The organism is Paraliobacillus sp. PM-2, assembly GCF_001368815.1.
Taxonomy (GTDB): Bacteria; Bacillota; Bacilli; order Bacillales; family Amphibacillaceae; genus Paraliobacillus.
In genome coordinates this window covers 1,852,828-1,871,573 of the sequence record NZ_CTEI01000001.1, presented here as the reverse complement: position 1 = coordinate 1,871,573, position 18,746 = coordinate 1,852,828, and the positions used below count along the sequence as shown (strand labels likewise).

17 protein-coding genes are annotated in these 18,746 nt (G+C 34.6%); 14 read left to right on the top strand and 3 right to left on the bottom strand.

Features of this window, described 5'->3' with window-relative positions; translation table 11 throughout:
* The first annotated feature begins 59 nt into the window (after nucleotides 1-59).
* The 14 genes from mfd (at nucleotide 60) to BN1058_RS08600 (ending at nucleotide 14,823) form a co-directional block, all read left to right on the top strand.
* Complete coding sequence (gene mfd, locus BN1058_RS08665; protein WP_090855720.1) at nucleotides 60-3,599, top strand: transcription-repair coupling factor; 3,540 nt, start codon at nucleotides 60-62, stop codon at nucleotides 3,597-3,599.
* Nucleotides 3,600-3,720: 121 nt separating this feature from the next.
* Nucleotides 3,721-4,254: a stage V sporulation protein T gene (gene spoVT, locus BN1058_RS08660; RefSeq protein ID WP_090855717.1), complete on the top strand. Its 534-nt coding sequence runs from the start codon at nucleotides 3,721-3,723 to the stop codon at nucleotides 4,252-4,254.
* A gap of 133 nt (nucleotides 4,255-4,387) precedes the next feature.
* Entirely contained in the window at nucleotides 4,388-5,227 is an 840-nt protein-coding gene (glcT, locus tag BN1058_RS08655; protein WP_090855715.1) for a glucose PTS transporter transcription antiterminator GlcT, read from the top strand.
* A gap of 215 nt (nucleotides 5,228-5,442) precedes the next feature.
* Nucleotides 5,443-7,479: a glucose-specific PTS transporter subunit IIBC gene (ptsG, locus tag BN1058_RS08650; protein WP_090855712.1), complete on the top strand. Its 2,037-nt coding sequence runs from the start codon at nucleotides 5,443-5,445 to the stop codon at nucleotides 7,477-7,479.
* A gap of 141 nt (nucleotides 7,480-7,620) precedes the next feature.
* Entirely contained in the window at nucleotides 7,621-8,061 is a 441-nt protein-coding gene (locus tag BN1058_RS08645; protein ID WP_090855709.1) for a DUF2383 domain-containing protein, read from the top strand.
* A gap of 243 nt (nucleotides 8,062-8,304) precedes the next feature.
* Nucleotides 8,305-9,900 (top strand): putative polysaccharide biosynthesis protein, encoded by a 1,596-nt coding sequence (locus tag BN1058_RS08640; RefSeq protein ID WP_090855707.1) that lies wholly within the window; start codon nucleotides 8,305-8,307, stop codon nucleotides 9,898-9,900.
* Nucleotides 9,884-11,341, top strand: a complete 1,458-nt coding sequence (gene mazG / locus BN1058_RS08635) for a bifunctional methyltransferase/pyrophosphohydrolase YabN (RefSeq protein WP_090855704.1) — start codon at nucleotides 9,884-9,886, stop codon at nucleotides 11,339-11,341. The genes BN1058_RS08640 and mazG overlap by 17 nt, the downstream gene beginning before the upstream one ends.
* Before the next feature lie 19 nt (nucleotides 11,342-11,360).
* Entirely contained in the window at nucleotides 11,361-11,618 is a 258-nt protein-coding gene (locus BN1058_RS08630; protein ID WP_090855700.1) for an RNA-binding S4 domain-containing protein, read from the top strand.
* Nucleotides 11,619-11,681: 63 nt separating this feature from the next.
* Nucleotides 11,682-11,984 (top strand): sporulation protein YabP, encoded by a 303-nt coding sequence (yabP, locus tag BN1058_RS08625; RefSeq protein ID WP_090855697.1) that lies wholly within the window; start codon nucleotides 11,682-11,684, stop codon nucleotides 11,982-11,984.
* Entirely contained in the window at nucleotides 11,981-12,586 is a 606-nt protein-coding gene (gene yabQ, locus BN1058_RS08620; RefSeq protein WP_090855694.1) for a spore cortex biosynthesis protein YabQ, read from the top strand. Before yabP ends, yabQ begins: the two co-directional genes overlap by 4 nt.
* Nucleotides 12,586-12,969, top strand: a complete 384-nt coding sequence (locus BN1058_RS08615; RefSeq protein WP_255307027.1) for an FtsB family cell division protein — start codon at nucleotides 12,586-12,588, stop codon at nucleotides 12,967-12,969. The genes yabQ and BN1058_RS08615 overlap by 1 nt, the downstream gene beginning before the upstream one ends.
* A 75-nt stretch (nucleotides 12,970-13,044) precedes the next feature.
* The gene (locus BN1058_RS08610; RefSeq protein ID WP_090855691.1) at nucleotides 13,045-13,455 is read left to right on the top strand and encodes a S1 domain-containing RNA-binding protein; all 411 of its coding nucleotides are present in this window, start codon (nucleotides 13,045-13,047) and stop codon (nucleotides 13,453-13,455) included.
* Between the two features lie 349 nt (nucleotides 13,456-13,804).
* Nucleotides 13,805-14,374 (top strand): hypothetical protein, encoded by a 570-nt coding sequence (locus BN1058_RS08605; RefSeq protein ID WP_090855689.1) that lies wholly within the window; start codon nucleotides 13,805-13,807, stop codon nucleotides 14,372-14,374.
* Between the two features lie 125 nt (nucleotides 14,375-14,499).
* Complete coding sequence (locus BN1058_RS08600) at nucleotides 14,500-14,823, top strand: HesB/YadR/YfhF family protein (RefSeq protein ID WP_090855687.1); 324 nt, start codon at nucleotides 14,500-14,502, stop codon at nucleotides 14,821-14,823.
* A gap of 36 nt (nucleotides 14,824-14,859) precedes the next feature.
* Here the strand turns inward: BN1058_RS08600 and BN1058_RS08595 are convergent, their stop codons facing one another.
* From BN1058_RS08595 to BN1058_RS08585, 3 genes are all read right to left on the bottom strand, one after another.
* The gene (locus BN1058_RS08595) at nucleotides 14,860-15,840 is read right to left on the bottom strand and encodes a polyprenyl synthetase family protein (RefSeq protein ID WP_090855685.1); all 981 of its coding nucleotides are present in this window, start codon (nucleotides 15,838-15,840) and stop codon (nucleotides 14,860-14,862) included.
* Between the two features lie 35 nt (nucleotides 15,841-15,875).
* Nucleotides 15,876-16,412: a Gx transporter family protein gene (locus BN1058_RS08590; protein ID WP_090855682.1), complete on the bottom strand. Its 537-nt coding sequence runs from the start codon at nucleotides 16,410-16,412 to the stop codon at nucleotides 15,876-15,878.
* A gap of 176 nt (nucleotides 16,413-16,588) precedes the next feature.
* Nucleotides 16,589-18,460, bottom strand: coding sequence for an FAD-dependent oxidoreductase (locus BN1058_RS08585; RefSeq protein ID WP_090855679.1), 1,872 nt, complete (start codon nucleotides 18,458-18,460; stop codon nucleotides 16,589-16,591).
* Nucleotides 18,461-18,746: the final 286 nt, after the last annotated feature.

The window sequence follows — 18,746 nt, the reverse complement described above, 5'->3', positions numbered from 1 at the left end:
AAGCATTTTTGCACGTAAAGAATGATCAGAAAAATGTGTGAAATATAGGGGGGAAGAAAATGAAAGGAATAAAGGATTACTTGTACCATCATGATGATATTTACTCGATAATCAATGGTTTATCATCTGGTTTAAATGAACAGCTTGTCAGTGGATTAACAGGATCTGCGCGCAGTTTATTAGTATCTATTTTAAAAGAATCCATTGATCGTCCCATTTTGCTTATAACGCATCATTTAACACAGGCACAACAGCTTTATGATGATTTAGTTAAAATGTCAAATAGCAATAATTATATTTATTTATACCCAGTTAATGAATTAATTACAACAGAGATGGCGGTGGCTAGTCCAGAATTACGAAGCCAACGGATTCAAGCTCTTACTGAATGGTCACAAAGTGAAAAAGGTATTCTAGTAGCACCTGTTGCTGCTTTAAAAAGAATGCTTCCTCCAAAAAATTATTGGAGCAAATATCAGCTTAGATTTGAAATAGGAAGAGATATTTCTATTACTACTTATATAAATACTTTAAATCATATGGGATATAATCGAGTGGATATGGTATCTAGCCCGGGTGAATATAGTATGCGTGGTGGGATTTTAGATATGTATCCAATTACAGAATCTAATCCTGTCCGAGTGGAATTGTTCGATGAAGAAGTAGACTCTATTCGTTTTTTTGATGCCGAATCACAGCGCTCATTAGAAAAACAAGAATACATCACGATTCAGCCAGTTACTGAAATACTATTAACAGATCAAGACCTATTAGCAGGAGCACAACGATTAGAAAATGCTTTAGCTGATGATTTAAAAAAATTACATGATCCAAGTGCTAAGGAGAAGCTATCACAGGTTATTACTCATGATATTGAACGAATGAAAGAACAAGAACGATTTCAGGAGTTAGTAAAATATATTGGATTTTTCTATGAGCGAAAGTCTAGTTTACTAGATTATTTACCTAATAATGGATGTATCATCTTGGATGAGATGAGTCGTATTCAAGAGGCAGCGCTACATCTTGACCAATCAGATGCAGAGTGGCACCAGACGTTATTAGAAGATCATAAAATGGTCCGTGAAGCTTCCAGCGCCTTTGATTGGCATGACGTATGGGATAGGATGAAGTATCCAAAGATTTATTTATCTGTATTTTTACGTCATATTCCAAATACTACACCACAAAATATTGTGAATTTATCTTGCCGCGCAATGCAACAGTTTCATGGACAAATGCATGTTTTACAGAATGAAATAGGTCGTTGGAAAAAAAGTGACTATTCTATTATTGTAATGACCCCTAATGCTGAACGTGCAGAAAAGGTTCAATCTATTTTACAAGATTATAAAATGGAATCACAAATTATGGATAATGATACAGCACTCCCTGTGCAAAACATAACAATTATGATTAGTGAACTTACTGGTGGTTTTGAACTTCCACTTCATAAGCTAGCCATTATTACGGAAAAAGAATTATTTAAGAAAACAGCCAAAAAGACGTCTAAAAGAAAACAAAAAATTTCTAATGCCGAGCGTATTAAGTCTTACCAGGAGTTAAAGGTCGGTGACTACGTTGTTCATGTGCACCATGGAATTGGACGTTTCATAGGTATAGAAAATCTAGCTGTAAATGGTGCACACAAAGATTTTATGTTGTTAAAGTATTCTGGGGACGACAAGTTATTTGTTCCTATTGATCAAATTGATTTAGTTCAGAAATATGTAGGGTCAGAAGGAAAAGAACCAAAGTTGTATAAACTGGGTGGAAGTGAATGGAAAAAAGTAAAAAGAAAAGTTCAATCCACTGTCGAGGACATAGCAGATGATTTAATTAAGCTTTATGCGGAGCGAGAGGCATCTAAAGGTTATGCATTCTCAGAAGATACCATTATGCAACGTGAATTTGAAGATGCTTTTCCTTATGAAGAAACAGAGGATCAACTACGCTGTATAGAGGAAATTAAGGAAGATATGCAACGGGTTCGACCAATGGATCGCTTGCTTTGTGGAGATGTTGGATATGGTAAGACGGAAGTGGCTATTCGAGCTGCTTTCAAAGCAATAGCAGAAGGAAAGCAAGTAGCAATCTTAGTTCCCACTACAATTTTAGCACAACAACATTATGAGACGGTAATGGAACGTTTTCAAGACTATCCAGTAAATATAGGGTTGTTAAGTCGTTTCAGGACAAGAAAACAGCAGAAAGAGACATTAGAAGGTTTAAAAAAGGGATTAGTTGATTTAGTAATAGGTACGCACCGATTGTTATCAAAGGATGTTGTTTATCAGGAACTAGGTTTATTGATTGTTGATGAAGAGCAACGTTTTGGTGTAAAGCATAAAGAAAAAATCAAACAATTAAAAACAAATGTTGATGTATTAACATTAACAGCCACACCAATTCCAAGAACATTACATATGTCAATGCTAGGTGTAAGAGATTTATCCGTTATTGAAACGCCACCTGCAAATAGATTTCCAATTCAAACATATGTACTAGAGTATAATCCGATGTTTTTACGTGAAGCTATTGAGCGGGAAATGGCAAGGGGTGGACAAGTCTTTTTCCTTTATAACCGTGTAGAAAATATAGAACGTAAAGCACAGGAAATTAGTATGCTTGTTGATGATGTCCGTGTAGGTGTTGCACATGGCCAGATGAATGAAACAGAGCTTGAAAATGTGATGTTTGGCTTTTTAGAAGGAGAATATGATGTATTAGTAAGTACAACTATTATTGAAACGGGTGTTGACATACCAAATGTCAATACACTTATTGTATATGATGCAGATCGTATGGGGCTAAGCCAACTTTATCAACTTCGTGGGCGTGTTGGAAGAAGTAATCGTATTGCTTATGCTTATTTCACTTATCAAAAAGATAAAGTGTTGACAGAAGTAGCCGAAAAACGCTTGCAGGCAATAAAAGAATTTACTGAACTTGGATCTGGATTTAAAATAGCTATGCGTGATTTATCCATTCGTGGTGCGGGGAATATTTTAGGTGCACAACAACATGGCTTTATTGATTCAGTAGGATTTGATATGTATTCTCAAATGCTAAAAGATGCTGTTGATAAACGAAAAGAAGGAAAGATGGAGGAAGAAATTAAACCATTTAATCCTGAAATTAGTATTTCAATTGATGCGTATTTACCAGATACCTACATTCCAGATGGAAAGCAAAAAATCGATATGTATAAACGATTCCAGACAGTTGCATCCGAAAGTGAAGTAGAAGAACTTCGTGAGGAATTAATTGACCGATTCGGTGATTATCCAAGTGAAGTTGCTAACTTATTTGATGTAACAGAAATACGAATTGAAGCAAAGAAACAACGAGTTGAATCAATAAGAGAAAAAAAACAAGCAACGGAATTACTTATCGAATCAAGTGCCAGCCAAGTTATTGATGGTGAAAAATTATTTTATTATGCAAATCAATATGGGCGTATGATGCAACTTGGTACAGATAATCAGAATTTAAAAATTAGCTTTCGTTGGGATAGGAAAACATATCCAAATCGTTATCAGGAAATCATTTGCTTTATGAAGGACATGGAAAATTTAAAGCGTGACGATACAAAATAAAATGTATAGTTCATTTTTATACAACCATACTAAAACCACAACTGGTTATTTATGTTTTTACTTTTTAAAAGTGGAAATGATACCAGATAGATGATCATCAAAGAAAGAGAGGCTGCTTGAAATGAAAGCTACAGGAATTGTACGTCGTATTGATGATTTGGGAAGAGTAGTTATACCTAAAGAAATTAGAAGGACATTACGTATTCGTGAAGGTGATCCTTTGGAGATTTTTGTTGATCGAGAAGGGGAAGTGATCTTAAAGAAATATTCTCCAATACGTGAATTAAGTACCTTTGCAAAAGAATATGCAGAAGCACTATTTGACTCAGTTGGAAATGGAATTTTAATATGTGATCGTGATGCATATATTGCTGTTGCAGGAGAACCAAAAAAAGATTACTTAGGTAAGAGCATTGCACAACCAATTGAAAAAGTAATGGAAGAGCGAAATAGTGTAATGAAGCCGGAAAAAGTAGCATTGGAACTAATTGCTGATCAAGGTGTATTGAATGTGTCTTATGTCATGCACCCAATTATTGCAAATGGAGATCCCATTGGCTGTGTAATTATTTTCTCTAAAGAAGGTAGTGTCTCAACAGTAGAACAAAAGGCGGCAGAAACAGCTGCTGGGTTTTTAGCTAGACAGATGGAATAGTTGCTTTTTAGATGAGTGATAGGCTAATAAAAAGGCCTATCACTTTTTAAGTAACATAAAATACTTGCACATTATAGCGTTTGCATATACCATGGAATATGATTGAATGGCATAGCTTTGGAGGATTGCCGTTATGCAAGAATTAATTGTGGAGAAAGCGTTAAACAATAATGTTATTATTGCAACACATCCACTTTATAAAGAAGTGGTTTTAATTGGGAAAGGCTTGGGATTTAATAAACAAAAAGGGGACAAAGTTCCTTTTGATCAAGCAGATAAGACATTCTTATTAAAGGATGAACAGGAAAAAGAACAGTATATGCACTTGTTGAGGCACGTGGATAAAGATATTTTTAGCTTTATGAATGATGTGATGTTCTATATTGAAGAGAGAATGGGAAGGTCATTGAACGAGCATATTCATGTTGCATTAACAGATCACTTAGCGTTTGCAATTAATCGTGTTCACAAAAAGATTCCTTTTAATAATCCATTTTTGTTAGAAATTGAGTCCTTGTATCCAAAAGAATTTCAAGTAGCTTCTGAAGTGGTGCAAAAAGTAAAAAATGAATTAAATATTCAATTTCCGGAAGGTGAGATCGGATTTGTCGCATTGCACATTCATAGCGCTGTAACTGACAAATCCCTAAGAGACTTAAACAAACATCATAAGCTTATTACCAGAATGGTTAAGGTGATAGAGGAGAATTTAGATATTCGATTGTCCAAAGGTGATATCAATTATAACCGATTAATTCAACATCTCCATCGCGCAATAGAACGCGTGTATCAGGGAGAACAGTTAGGTGAACAAAAAACTTTGGCAGAAATGTTGAAAATGACTTACCCACTGTGCTATAATCTTGCTTGGAAGTTGATTAAAGTTATGCAGAAACAATTAAATAGACCTGTAGATGAAACGGAGGTACTATATTTAACCATTCATCTCCAACGTCTGACTAATAAAATTTAGTTGCGTGTTACTGATTCGATCAGGCATGAGTAAAAGTGTTTTCAATACCAGAGGATATTTATATCCTTTTCTGGTATTGGGGATCTTTCTACTCATGCCTTTTTTATTTTTATTTATAAGTTTATTTAAATTATGAAAACGCTATTGTCATTCATTATTTTTCAATTTTAACACAAACTAATTTCTGTATAACGAATAAAAAGGAGGAGAACGTAATGTCTAGATCAAATATTTTTGGCACATTACAAAAAATAGGGAAAGCATTAATGCTTCCTGTTGCCTTATTACCTGCTGCAGGTATTTTACTTGCATTTGGTACAAGCTTTGCTCAAGATTCATGGATTGATAAATTCCCTTGGTTTGGGAATCCAGCAGTCTTAAAAGTACTAGAAGTAATGTCTGAAGCTGGAGGAATTGTTTTTGATAACCTACCTCTTTTATTTGCTGTAGGTGTTGCAATTGGTCTAGCTGGTGGAGATGGTGTTGCTGGTTTAGCGGCTATTATAGGGTACTTAATTATGAATGTGACAATGGGTGTTTTTGGAAATGTCACTGCCGATATGGCTGCAAATGACCCGGCTTATGCATCCGTTTTAGGAATAAATACACTTCAAACGGGTGTGTTTGGTGGTATAATTGTTGGTGTTCTTGCATCCTATCTGTATAAAAAATTCTTTAATATTGAATTACCACAGTTTTTAGGATTCTTTGCGGGGAAACGTTTTGTTCCTATTATTACTGCATTTTCATCTTTACTTTTAGGGATTCTTATGTATTTCTTGTGGCCATTTGTACAAGAAGGCTTAAATACATTATCTCACTTTATGTTAGAAACAAATCGTACAATTTCTACTTTTGTATTTGGTGTAATTGAGCGTTCATTAATTCCGTTTGGGCTTCATCATATTTTTTATTCGCCTTTCTGGTTTGAATTTGGTAACTATACAAATGCCGCTGGTGAGATTATCCGTGGTGACCAAACGATCTTCTTTGAACAATTGAAAGATGGTGTACCATTTACTGCTGGTAACTTCATGACTGGTAAATTCCCATTTATGATGTTTGGTCTTCCAGCAGCTGCACTTGCGATTTACCATACGGCAAAACCAGAACGTAAAAAAGTGGTTGGTGGTTTAATGGCATCCGCAGCACTAACTACATTCTTAACTGGTATTACAGAACCACTTGAATTTTCATTCTTATTTGTAGCTCCAGTATTGTTTGGTATTCATGCAGTTTTCGCCGGGTTGTCATTTATGACGATGTATTTACTCGATGTGAAAATTGGTATGACTTTTTCTGGAGGTTTAATTGACTATATCTTGTTTGGTATTATGCCAAACCGTACCGACTGGTGGTGGGTCATCGTTGTCGGTCTGGTATTTGCAGTAATCTATTACTTCGGTTTCCGTTGGGCTATTCTTAAATTTAACTTAGCCACTCCTGGGCGTGAAGATGAAGCAGAAGGAGATTTAGATAGTGATGGTGAAGTAGATGACCGACCATATGAGATCTTATCTGCTATGGGTGGTCAAGAAAACATTACTCATCTAGATGCTTGTATTACACGACTTCGTGTCAGTGTAGATGATAAAAACAAAGTAGATAAGAAACGTTTGAAGAAATTAGGTGCTTCCGGGGTAATGGAAGTTGGTAACAATATTCAAGCAATTTTTGGTCCTGTATCCGATACGATTCGCGGCCAAATGCAAGACATTATTGATGGGAAAACCCCACGTAAAAAAGAAGCTACAAAAGATGAAGTAACAGAACAAGCATGTGATCTTCCGTCAGTAACGGGTAAAGTGGATGTAACTAGTCCGATGGATGGTGAAATATTATCTATTTCTGATGTTCCCGATCAAGTATTCTCACAGAAAATGATGGGAGATGGATTTGCTGTAAATCCATCATCAGGAAAAGTAGTTGCACCAGTAACGGGTAAGGTGCTTAATATCTTCCCTACAAAACATGCCATTGGTATTCAAGCTGAGAATGGATTAGAATTACTGATTCATATTGGTATCGATACAGTTCAATTAAAAGGTGAAGGATTTACTCAAAAGGTAGAAGAGGGACAAGAAATAAAACAAGGCGATTTATTAATGGAAGTAGATTTAGATTATATTGCAAATAATGCACAATCTACTGTTACACCAGTTATTTTCACAAATCTTCAAGAAGGTCAATCCATTGAAGTGAAAACAGGGAAAATAAGTGAAAATCAAGGTGATTTTATAGAAATTAAATAAGTATCATGTTAAAAAACCTTTCTGTTTTAAGCAGAAAGGTTTTTGTTTATTTATAATAACTTTACTTATAACTTTTTAATCTCTTTTAGAATAATACCATTTATCATGGGGGAAAATTTAATCTGAAAGGACGGATATAAAATGAACAATGAACAGGTTATAAAAACTCTAAACAAACTACTTCAAGGTCAATATATGGGTATACATGCTTTTGAAAACTTTATTAAAAAATTAGATGATAATTCAGCCCTTCGTACTAGATTTATTACAATCCAAAAGGACTTAAAACAGCACGCCGATTTACTTTCAGAGCGTATACAACAACTACATGGGACGCCAGAAACTAGTGAAGGAGTAATTGGTAAGATACAGCTTTCTATTAGCGAAATGGCTGATCATTCAGCTGATGAAAAGGAAATTTTGAAACATGCTATAAAAGGAGAGAATCTTTATGGTGTCAAGATGACAGAAAAGTTAGTTCGAGATAAACTGGATGAAAAAAGTTTAGACCTTGTACATGAAATTTTAAATAAGCAAAGAGAGCATGTAGATTATTTTAAATCTGAATTGCATACTAATTAGTTTATGTTAAAAAATGTTCTTCATACTTAGGTTAACATGCGCAGTTGTCTTCATCCTGTCTAATCTTCCTGATCTGATATCCCAACACTAATGAGAGCATAATACATGCTCTTTTTATCCTCAAATTTCTTTGCTGTTAGGTTATATGTATTTGTTTTACCTGCTAAAGTTAAGTAGTGTCTAAAGCTTAATAGCCTATGATATAATGAAATCTATTGATGTTAACGTAGAAAGGCGCATGGTATGACACAAGAAAAGTCCAATAAACAATTTTTTCAAGGAGCGTTCGTATTAACACTGGCAGGTATTATTAGTAAAGTATTAAGTGCAGGATATCGGATCCCTTTACAAAACATTACGGGTGATACTGGTTTTTATATCTATCAGCAAATCTATCCTTTCTTAGGTATGGCAATGATGCTTGCACTATATGGTTTTCCGACAGCGATTTCAAAAATAATTGCAGAAAAGAAGGATAACGGCTTATTCTCTTCTGACTTTTATCGTATTTTTTCGATCACCACTTTTTTTTCTGTAACCTTTGTATTGCTTATTGTTGGATTTGCTCCGTACATTGCAGCTATGATGGGGGATCCTGCTCTGATTCCATCGGTGCGTATGGTAGCATTGGTTTTTTTGACTATCCCTTTTGTTTCTAGCTATCGTGGTTTGTTTCAGGGATTAAATAATATGAAACCAACGGCGTTTTCACAAATCACAGAACAACTATTACGAGTATGTATAATCATTGGCGTTTCCTTGTATGTGGTTTATCAGAATCAATCTTTATATTACATTGGAATAGGTGGTGCTATCGCATCCACTGTTGGCACATTAGGTGCTAGTATTGTTTTATATGTTTTTTTAAAAAAAAAGCAGGTATTTTTTCATGCGAGTGAGCAAGCAAGTGTGACATGGAATGAAGCTGTACGCTCGGTTTTAGGCTTTGGATTAGTGATTACAATCAATCATATGTTATTGCTTTTATTACAATTTGTTGATGCTTTCACTTTAGTATCTGGATTAATACATAACGGTTTTACTTTATCCGATGCAAAAATATGGAAAGGTATTTTTGATCGTGGTCAGCCTTTAGTCCAACTAGGTATTGTGGTTGGTTCATCTTTAGCACTTGCATTTATTCCTACCATCACAACAAATAGATTAAATAAACGAAAGAAGCTATTTCTTTCGTATATAAGAAGTGCATGGAAGTTTAGTCTTTATTTATCAGCAGGCGCCACAATAGGATTAATTACACTTTTTCCACATGTTAATCAATTATTGTTTTTATCCAATAATGGTACAAAAAGCTTACAACTTTTATCCCTTACGATTATTTTTGCAGCGCTTAGTATTACTACTGCTTCTATTTTGCAAGGTCTCGGTTATATGTACCGAACTGCAGGATTCGTATTACTTGGGATTGGATGTAAATGTATACTAAATGTATTATTTGTTCCGCGGTTTGGAATTACCGGAGCTGCTTTAGCAACGACGATTAGTGCCTGTATCGTTTTATTGTGTAATCTCTACCAACTAAAAGTCATCTTAAACAAACAGATTATTCGATTACCCTGGTTTCGTTTCCTTTGTTCATTGGGTGGCATGACACTTGTCTTATTGTTACTAAATAAGTTTGTTTTTCCCATTATGTTGATACAATCTAGAGTTGTTTATGCAGTATATCTATTATTAGTTGTTTTAGTAGGAGCTGGCATTTACTTTTTCTTACTTATTAGACTGCGCGCATTTACAAAGGGTGAATTAGAAGTATTACCATTTCAAAATATAGTAGGATACCTAATGAAGGAGGATAAATATGAAAGGGAATATTGAGATAATTGGATTAGGAGCAGGTGATATAGAGCAATTATCATTGGGTGTTTATCGGAAGTTAAAGAATTCTAAGCAACCAATTTATGTTCGTACATTCGACCACCCAGTCATCCGAACTTTACAGGAGGAAGGTGTTTCATTCCATTCATTTGATGATACCTATGAGCAACATGATACGTTTGAACAAGTATATCAAACGATTGCGAATACACTAACGGAAAAAGCAAGAATTCTAGGATCTTTTATATACGCAGTACCCGGCCATCCAATGCTAGCAGAAAAAACAGTTCAATTACTAATAGAAAGTTCAGAAGTAGAAGTAAGCATCACTGGTGGACAAAGCTATCTAGATCCTTTATTTACAGCACTTCAAATTGATCCAATTGACGGGTTTCAATTTTTGGACGCAACCGATTTTTCACGCAGTCAAATTGATTATCGAAATCATACGATCTTCTGTCAAGTGTATGATAGTTTTATTGCTTCGGAGGTTAAACTAGTATTGTTAGAAGATCTTCCACCACAGCATCCTGTGACTGTTATTGAAGCAGTTGGGAGTAAACAGGAAAAGATTCAAACAATTGAGTTAGTTGAATTAGATCAAGGGGTGAAGCTTAGTAATTTAACAAGTGTTTATATTACTCCAGCTAAAGCAGAAATTTTGAATCATCAATTTTTTAGACTTCGTGATGTTATTGCTACACTTAGAAGCCCTTCTGGATGTCCTTGGGATAACAAACAAACGAATCAATCGTTACGCAACTACTTAATAGAAGAAGCATATGAATTAATAGACGCCATAAATGAAGAAAATGATGATGCAATTATCGAGGAACTTGGTGATGTATTATTACAAGTTATGTTACATAGTCAGATTGGGGAAGACATGGGCTATTTCACGATTGATGATGTAATAGAAAGCATTACCCATAAAATGATTCGGAGACATCCGCATGTGTTTGGTAACGTGAAGGTGGCAGGGGAAGCAGATGTATTGCAGAATTGGCAAGAAATAAAAGTAAGTGAAAAAATGGAAAGTACATGTACATCTTTGCTTAATCGTGTCCCTAAATCGGCATCTCCGTTAGTAAAGGCGGAAGCATTACAAAAAGAAGCTGCAACTGTTGGTTTTGATTGGTCAACCCCTGAACCAATATGGAAAAAAATTTTTGAAGAGATAAATGAATGTAAAGAAGCAATTAAAAAATCAAATAATATCGAAATAGAAAAAGAATTTGGAGATATTCTATTTGCTATTGTTAATATAGCAAGATATTATAATGTTAATGCTAACCTTGCATTGGAACAAACAAACCAAAAATTCATTCGGCGCTTTCAATTTATAGAGGAGAAAGTGGCGAGAAATGAACGATTAATAGAAGATTATTCGCTTGAAGAATTAGATAAGTTATGGAATGAGGCGAAAACAAAAAATTTATAAAAAGGAGAACATATCTATCATGCGCTTGGATAAATTTTTAAAAATTTCCCGACTAATAAAGAGACGTACATTAGCTAAAGAAGTAGCTGATCAAGGCAGAATTATTATTAATGGCAATCAAGCAAAGGCATCTACTAACGTATCTGTAGGTGATGAATTAACCATACAGTTCGGCCAGAAGAGACTTACAATCTTGGTAGAAACACTTAAAGAGGGAGTAAAGAAAGAGGAAGCAACGTCATTGTATACAATTGTAAAAGAAGAACATGTACAATAGTTTCTATTGTTCTAAACTTGTCCCTCCAATCATATAGTTTAAATGATAAGGGAGGGATTTCTAATGGTACAAGGTCAAAGGAACTATTCATCATCCAATGTACAAATGGAACACTTTGTTCGTGTGAATAATCGTCGTGTTATCGAAATCAGCGGTGTGAAGGAAGTAGATAGCTTTGATAATGAAGAATTTCTGTTACAAACAGTGATGGGGTACATGATGATTCGAGGAGAGAATTTACAAATTAAAAATTTAGATGTTGAACAGGGTAACGTAGCGATTAAAGGGAAAGTATATGAACTATCATATATGGATGAACAGCAAGGGGATAAAACTAAAGGTCTCTTTAGTAAGCTGTTTAAATGAGTTTAACGACACAGTTTAGTACGATAATGGTTATGATTGCAGGTGGGGTTTATTTAGGTTGCGCCCTTGATACATTTCGACGATTTGACTCCTATTGGAAACACCATCGCATACTTTCTTATAGTATGGAAATCTGTTTTTGGTTATTACAAACATTGGTTTTATTTTACCTTTTGTTTTTAGTTAACCAAGGGGAGATTCGATTATATATTTTTTTATCTGTTTTTTGTGGTATTGCAGCATATAAGAGTTTATTTGCTTCCGTGTATCAGCGTTTATTAGAGTATATCATTACTATAATAAAGAGATGCTTTCAAATAACGTTGGGAATAATCAGACTGGTTATTATCCGCCCCATTGTAGTTGTGATTCACTTACTACTAGCTGTTGGTTTATTTATGGTTGGAATAGCTTTTACATCCATGAAAATATTGGTTAAATTTATTTTTTTTCCAATTCGAATAATAGGAAAACTTATATACCGACTTATGCCTGAAAATGCGCAAAAATACTTAGTTTATTTGGCAGGATTTTATAGTAAAATGGAGAATAATATAACTAAAAGATGGAAAGCTATATGGCATAAAGGAGGTAGTGGGTAGTGAGGAGACAAAAGCAACAAAATGTATCACGAATAAATTCTTCTTATATGAAGAAGTATGATGCACATGTAGAAAGACAACGAAAAAAGAAAAAAAGGTTACACCGTCGTCTCACACTTTTTGCTATCGTCGTTTGTATTACATTTGGTAGTATTATTACGTATCATATGAATCAGCGTTCACTATATGCTAAGAAAAATGAGGAGTATCAAACTTTACAAGAAGAGTATAAAGTACTTCAACAAGAGGAGAAAGATCTTACTGAAAAAGTGAAGCTATTAAAAGATGAAGAATATGTGCTACAAATAGCAAAAACGAACTACTTTTTTACCAAAGAGGGTGAAATTGTGTTTAAACTGCCCGAAGAGGCCCCATCTTATTGACATAGTTTTCATTGCTTATATATAATGTAATTGTAGTATATCTTTTTTTAATTCTTAAGGAGGAGCATTTTTTTTATGTCAATCGAAGTAGGCAGCAAGTTACAAGGAAAGGTAACCGGAATCACTAATTTTGGTGCATTTGTTGAATTAAAAGAAGGTACAACAGGGCTTGTACACATTAGTGAGGTTGCTGATAATTATGTAAAAGACATTAATGAACATTTAACTGTTGGTGATGAAGTAACTGTTAAGGTAATTAATGTTGAGAAAGATGGTAAGATCGGATTATCTATTAAGAAAGCAAAAGATAAGCCAAATCATGGTCAAGGACGCCGTAAGAACAACAGTCCTAAAAATAATCGTGAACGCACGGAGTCATTTGAATCGAAAATGAATCGTTTCTTAAAGGATTCTGAAGATCGGTTAGCAACATTGCGTAAGCATACCGAATCTAAGCGTGGAGGTCGAGGTGCTAAAAAAGGCTAACTTGCTGTCTAATGAAACCAAATAAGTGAGATGCTAGAGGGAATACGTCATATTTTATGATGAAAAAACGAGAAGGCTTTTGTAATTATAAATTATTTAATAAACCATATACAGTGAGCCACTATATAAATAGTGGCTTTTTTCTGTATTTTAAAATTGACAAATATGGAGAAAATAAACTAAGAATGATTGAATAATGTCTGGGTGTTAGGGAATTTTAAAAATGTGGAAATTCAAAAATTGTATATATTTTCACAAAACATACACACATAAGTGTTATAAAAGTCTACTAAGTATGTTAAAATGAACATATAAAACAAAAGTGATTAATCTATAGGGGGCAAAAACCATGAAGTTTAAATTATTTTTAGCAATGATCCTTTCTGTATCATTACTTGCAGCATGTGGAACAGATGATAATGCAGATGATGCAACAAATGATGATACAACAACAGAGGAAACAGATGGTGCAGATGAAGAGGAAACAGATGCAGTAACAACAGCATCGATTGTTAGTGAGGCAGATGCCTTTGTTGAAGCAGTATCAGAAGATGGTACTTGGATTATTGCTACACTTAATGACATTACACTTGAAGACGAATTAGTTGTAGCTGGTGAATTCCATGATAAAGGTAATGAAGAAAAAGATATTTATCGTAAAATAGCACCTTATACACAAGATGAAGACCGTAACATCACAGATTCCTTTACTATTACTACACCAAAAATGACTGTTCAAAGTGAAAACTTAAACTTTGCTGCTGGTATTTTAGCAGGTGATGTATATGTAGAAACAAATGGTTTCCAACTTGGAGAAAATGCAAAAATTGATGGAAATCTTATTTTCGCAAGTCAAGAATACCAAGATACTGCTAATATTGTTGGTGAAGTAACTGGCGATACAACTGTAGAAGAATAAATAGTAAAAATAAGCTATCTTATGAAGATAGCTTATTTTTTTTTCTTAACCTTTGTTGCAATAATTGTCTAGAAAGTGGAAAATGGTGATAGATACTATGCTTGCATATCCGGAGGTGAATAAACATGGCATTTACTGTTACAGAAGAAGCGGCACAATGGTATATAGATGAAATGGGTCTATCTTCAGGTGACTATGTTCATTTTTTTGTTAAATTATATGGCGGTATACCTACTGCACATCCTAGTTATTTTTTAGGTGTATCTGTCGGTAAAGATGGTGAAATGGGTCCTTTTAAGACAGTGGATGAAATCACGTTTTATTTTACTAAACAAGATCAATGGTTTATTAATGAATTTAATTTAAAAGTAGATATGGGTAACGAAGAACCAAGTTTTGAGTTTACACCAATCAAGCAAAGCGATGATAGCTCCCCAAGTAATTCATAAGATATAAATAGAAAAATCGGGCTATTGCCCGATTTTTTACTTGTTCCTATTTAATAAGTTCATTGTTATTGTATATAGATGATTTTTATAATTGCCATTAGGTAATTTATTTAATTCTTTTATTGCTTTATTTGTGTATCGCTCTGCTAACATTTTTGCTTTTTCTATTCCTTGTTCCTGTTGTATGATTGTTGAGATGTATTGCATGTCTTCCATATCTAATGCTTCTTTTTTCTTTAAAATAGGGTTAAGCTCGTCGGATTTTTTTTGCATGGCATAAATTAGTGGTAAGGTATAAATTCCTTGCTTTACATCAGCCATAACAGGTTTACCGACTTCGCTTGCCTCTCCTTGATAATCGAGTATATCATCCATAATTTGAAATGCCATTCCAATATAATGCCCCATATTCCAGGCATTCATCGTTTGTCTCCTTGTTGCTTTGCTCTCTATCGCTCCTGAATAACAACTAACTGCAAATAATTGAGCTGTTTTTCCGGATATTCTAGATAAATAGCCCTTTACACTATTAGGCGGATGAAATCGGGCATTTAATTGATCTAATTCACCACTCAACACTTTTTCCATACTTCGGGAGTTAAACTCCAAATGTGCTAGTGATGTTGCATGACGAGATAAAATGGTAAAACATACAGAGAATAAGTAGTCACCAGCATAAATAGCGAATTGATTGCCATGTGTTGATTGCAGTGTTTGTCGTCCATGCCTAGTTGATGCTTCATCAATCACGTCATCATGCACGAGTGTCGCCATATGCAGTGTCTCCAATGCTGCTGCTACGGCCACGGCTCGTTCCTTATCTTGTTCTGAACCAATATGTGAGCATAGAAGCGAATAGGTTGGACGCAGCAGTTTGCCACCTGCAAAAATCATATCTTTAATGATCGTATTGACGTTTTTATCACGAATACGAATATTCTTATTAATTAACTTTAATACATTCTCTAAATCTGTTTTTAATTCTGGGTAGCTATCCCACATTGGATGTACACGCATTATGATAACCTCTTTCTTCAAAAGTTGTTATGTTGTCATTGCTGTCTTAAATCACGTAAATCCATGTAGTAATGCAATTTCTCTACATGAGTTAATAAATAGTTGGCAGCAATACCAATAGCAATACCAGATAAGATTCCAATAAACGATAATACCGGTAAATATAGCATGACTGTCCATGTTTGTGCGATCCAGCTTGCTACAATAAGTTGACCAACATTATGCAATACAGCACCAGTTGTACTTACACCTATAAGACTAACATGTTTCTTTCCAATATGTTTAACAAACAACATACCGAAAAAACTAAGTAACGCACCGGCAGCACTATACATAAAGGTAGATATGGTTCCACCTAAAAGCGTGGCTAATACTAATCGAATACTCACCACTTTAAAGGCGTCTTTTACGGGAAGTGTATATAATGCCATACATGTAATCATATTTGCTAAACCAAGTTTCGCACCAGGGGCAACAGCAAAAGGGAAAGGAATGGCACGCTCTAATAAACTAATAATAACGGCTTGTGCCGCTAACAAGGCAATATAAACAAGTCGTTGATTTTTTGTCATAGATGAGACCACTCCAATTGTGTCGGTTTAAAAAACAGCAAAGGGCAAGAAGAAAAATTATCATTATATTACTAGCTAATTTTCTTATTCCCCTTTAATGTTTATCAAATACACATAATAAAGAAGATAGCGAATGGCTCAAGTAAATATGAGCCAATCGCCTTCTTTACAGCTAGTTATTTTTTATCTTGATAAATCGAACGTTCTTTTCCATACCACCAGTGGCCAAGTTTTTGTTGTAAGAAAGGAATAACCCAATAATCAAGGCCAAATGTACGTCCAGATCCATTCATTAATGCAATAGATGCTGGTAACGCCCAAACTTTATCCCAACCAAGCATAGCAGATAAAGTAAACATAACAAGGAAGCCTGCACTTGCTGCGTTTGCTAACCAAGTGAATAGACCAGCTAAAATAGCTAATCCAATAGCTAATTCAACGAATACCATGAATTTTTGCATGAAGATTGCCATTTCAGGTGTTGGAAGGACAATTTTCATAAACCATTCAAAAATACCTGGCATTTTACTTAAAATTGGCGTTGCCCATTCTGTTGAAGCTGCAGATTCACTTGCTCCACTAGTCGTAGTTTGCAACCATTCAAATGGTAGACGTACGGTATCTCCAACTAACCAAGATCCTTCTCCTAAGCCTTTAAAAAGATTAGGAACAGTAGACCAACTAGAAATAGCATTTTCAAAGGTTTCTTTACCCCAAATCTTCGTCCCTGCTTCTAATAACCAGAAACCAGCTACAAAAATACGCAATGGTAAACTCCACAATACATTACCATAACGAGTTAAGAAATCACGGAAGATGTTACGTTTATCCTTTGTTTCGAAAAATTCATGACGAATATATTGAACCATATAATAGCCACTTGCAATACCCATGAAATAGTAAAGGTTAACCATGTGCTTCATAAAGTTAGCAAACCAACCGCTTAAGGAAACTCCCATTAGGTTAGCTACACCATATCTAGCACCAATTGATACCATTGTTCCGTGATATTTACCTTCATAAGTTGTTTTTTCTCCACCACTAATTTCAGAAATGATGTTTTTAGCAGCGGTAGTACCTGTTTGTTCAGCCGCTTCAACAATTTGTGGTGTTGGTTTACCAGGTTCCTCTTCATAATAAGCTAGGTCGCCAATAACATATACGTTATCATATTGCTCGGATTCCATATATTGGTTTACTTTAAGGCGTCCTGCTCTTGCTGTTTCCATACCATAGTCTTTGGTATCAGAATTTGCCTTTACACCAGCTGTCCAAATTAATGTGTAAGTAGGTAGTGTTTCACCGGATTTCAATACAATTTCTTCGGCTTTTACTTCTACAATCGGTGAATCTTTTAGTATTTTAACACCTTTTTTGTTTAAATATGCTTCTGCTTTGTCAGCATCTTTTCTTTCTAACATATTTAAGATGGTTGGTGCAGCTTCTACAACATAAAGTGATATTTCATCTGCATCCAATTTGTTATCTTTCGCTAAGCGTTCTTTCCATTCAATTAATTCACCCACCATTTCGATTCCTGTGAAACCAGAACCACAAACAGTAAATGTTAACATCGCACGACGTGTTGCTTCATCATGAATAGTTGCAGCTTTTGCTACTGTTTTTTCGATGTGTTCGCGAAGCTTGACTGCATCTTCCCAAGACCATAGTGTAAATGCATGTTCACCTACACCAGGTGTACCAAAGTCATTTGGTTCTCCACCCATACCTAGGATAAGGTAATCATAGGCATATTCACCATGTTCTGTTGTAACCTTTTTCGTGTCATGATCAACATGTGTAACGTTGTCAGTTACTAAATTTACTTTCGTACGATTAAATAAACGACGTAAATCAAATTGAATTGCTTCCGGCTCTACTCGATGAGCTGCAACTTCATGCAATTCAGTCATCATCGTGTGATAGGAATGGCGATCAATCAATGTAATCGTAACCGAGTCATCTTTTTTGTACTTTTTTGCTAGCTTTTTCGCAGCATGTACACCGGCATATCCAGCACCGATAATGACAATGTTCTTGTTTGCCATAATATCTATTCACTCCTTATAAAATAAAAATCAATAATTCCATCGTTGTGAAACTTTGAACAACCGACTATAATTGTACCGCTAGTTTCCCCTTATGTCTAGAGTTTTTAAAGATTATATATAAATAACTCTAAAAAGTTCACAACTTATTAATAAAAATTTTAAACTAAAAAGTTCAATAAGTTTTCACATATTGTATAAAATACCTATACAATAAACTTTCAGCCATGCTATGGTAGAGTTGGTGTAAGTTTTGATATATAGACACTATAATTAGGGAAGTGCT

Coding starts and splice junctions, on each gene's coding strand:
- mfd (WP_090855720.1), top strand. CDS start 60: ATGAAAGGAATAAAGGATTACTTGTACCATCATGATGATATTTACTCG.
- spoVT (WP_090855717.1), top strand. CDS start 3,721: ATGAAAGCTACAGGAATTGTACGTCGTATTGATGATTTGGGAAGAGTA.
- glcT (WP_090855715.1), top strand. CDS start 4,388: ATGCAAGAATTAATTGTGGAGAAAGCGTTAAACAATAATGTTATTATT.
- ptsG (WP_090855712.1), top strand. CDS start 5,443: ATGTCTAGATCAAATATTTTTGGCACATTACAAAAAATAGGGAAAGCA.
- BN1058_RS08645 (WP_090855709.1), top strand. CDS start 7,621: ATGAACAATGAACAGGTTATAAAAACTCTAAACAAACTACTTCAAGGT.
- BN1058_RS08640 (WP_090855707.1), top strand. CDS start 8,305: ATGACACAAGAAAAGTCCAATAAACAATTTTTTCAAGGAGCGTTCGTA.
- mazG (WP_090855704.1), top strand. CDS start 9,884: ATGAAAGGGAATATTGAGATAATTGGATTAGGAGCAGGTGATATAGAG.
- BN1058_RS08630 (WP_090855700.1), top strand. CDS start 11,361: ATGCGCTTGGATAAATTTTTAAAAATTTCCCGACTAATAAAGAGACGT.
- yabP (WP_090855697.1), top strand. CDS start 11,682: ATGGTACAAGGTCAAAGGAACTATTCATCATCCAATGTACAAATGGAA.
- yabQ (WP_090855694.1), top strand. CDS start 11,981: ATGAGTTTAACGACACAGTTTAGTACGATAATGGTTATGATTGCAGGT.
- BN1058_RS08610 (WP_090855691.1), top strand. CDS start 13,045: ATGTCAATCGAAGTAGGCAGCAAGTTACAAGGAAAGGTAACCGGAATC.
- BN1058_RS08605 (WP_090855689.1), top strand. CDS start 13,805: ATGAAGTTTAAATTATTTTTAGCAATGATCCTTTCTGTATCATTACTT.
- BN1058_RS08600 (WP_090855687.1), top strand. CDS start 14,500: ATGGCATTTACTGTTACAGAAGAAGCGGCACAATGGTATATAGATGAA.
- BN1058_RS08595 (WP_090855685.1), bottom strand. CDS start 15,840: ATGCGTGTACATCCAATGTGGGATAGCTACCCAGAATTAAAAACAGAT.
- BN1058_RS08590 (WP_090855682.1), bottom strand. CDS start 16,412: ATGACAAAAAATCAACGACTTGTTTATATTGCCTTGTTAGCGGCACAA.
- BN1058_RS08585 (WP_090855679.1), bottom strand. CDS start 18,460: ATGGCAAACAAGAACATTGTCATTATCGGTGCTGGATATGCCGGTGTA.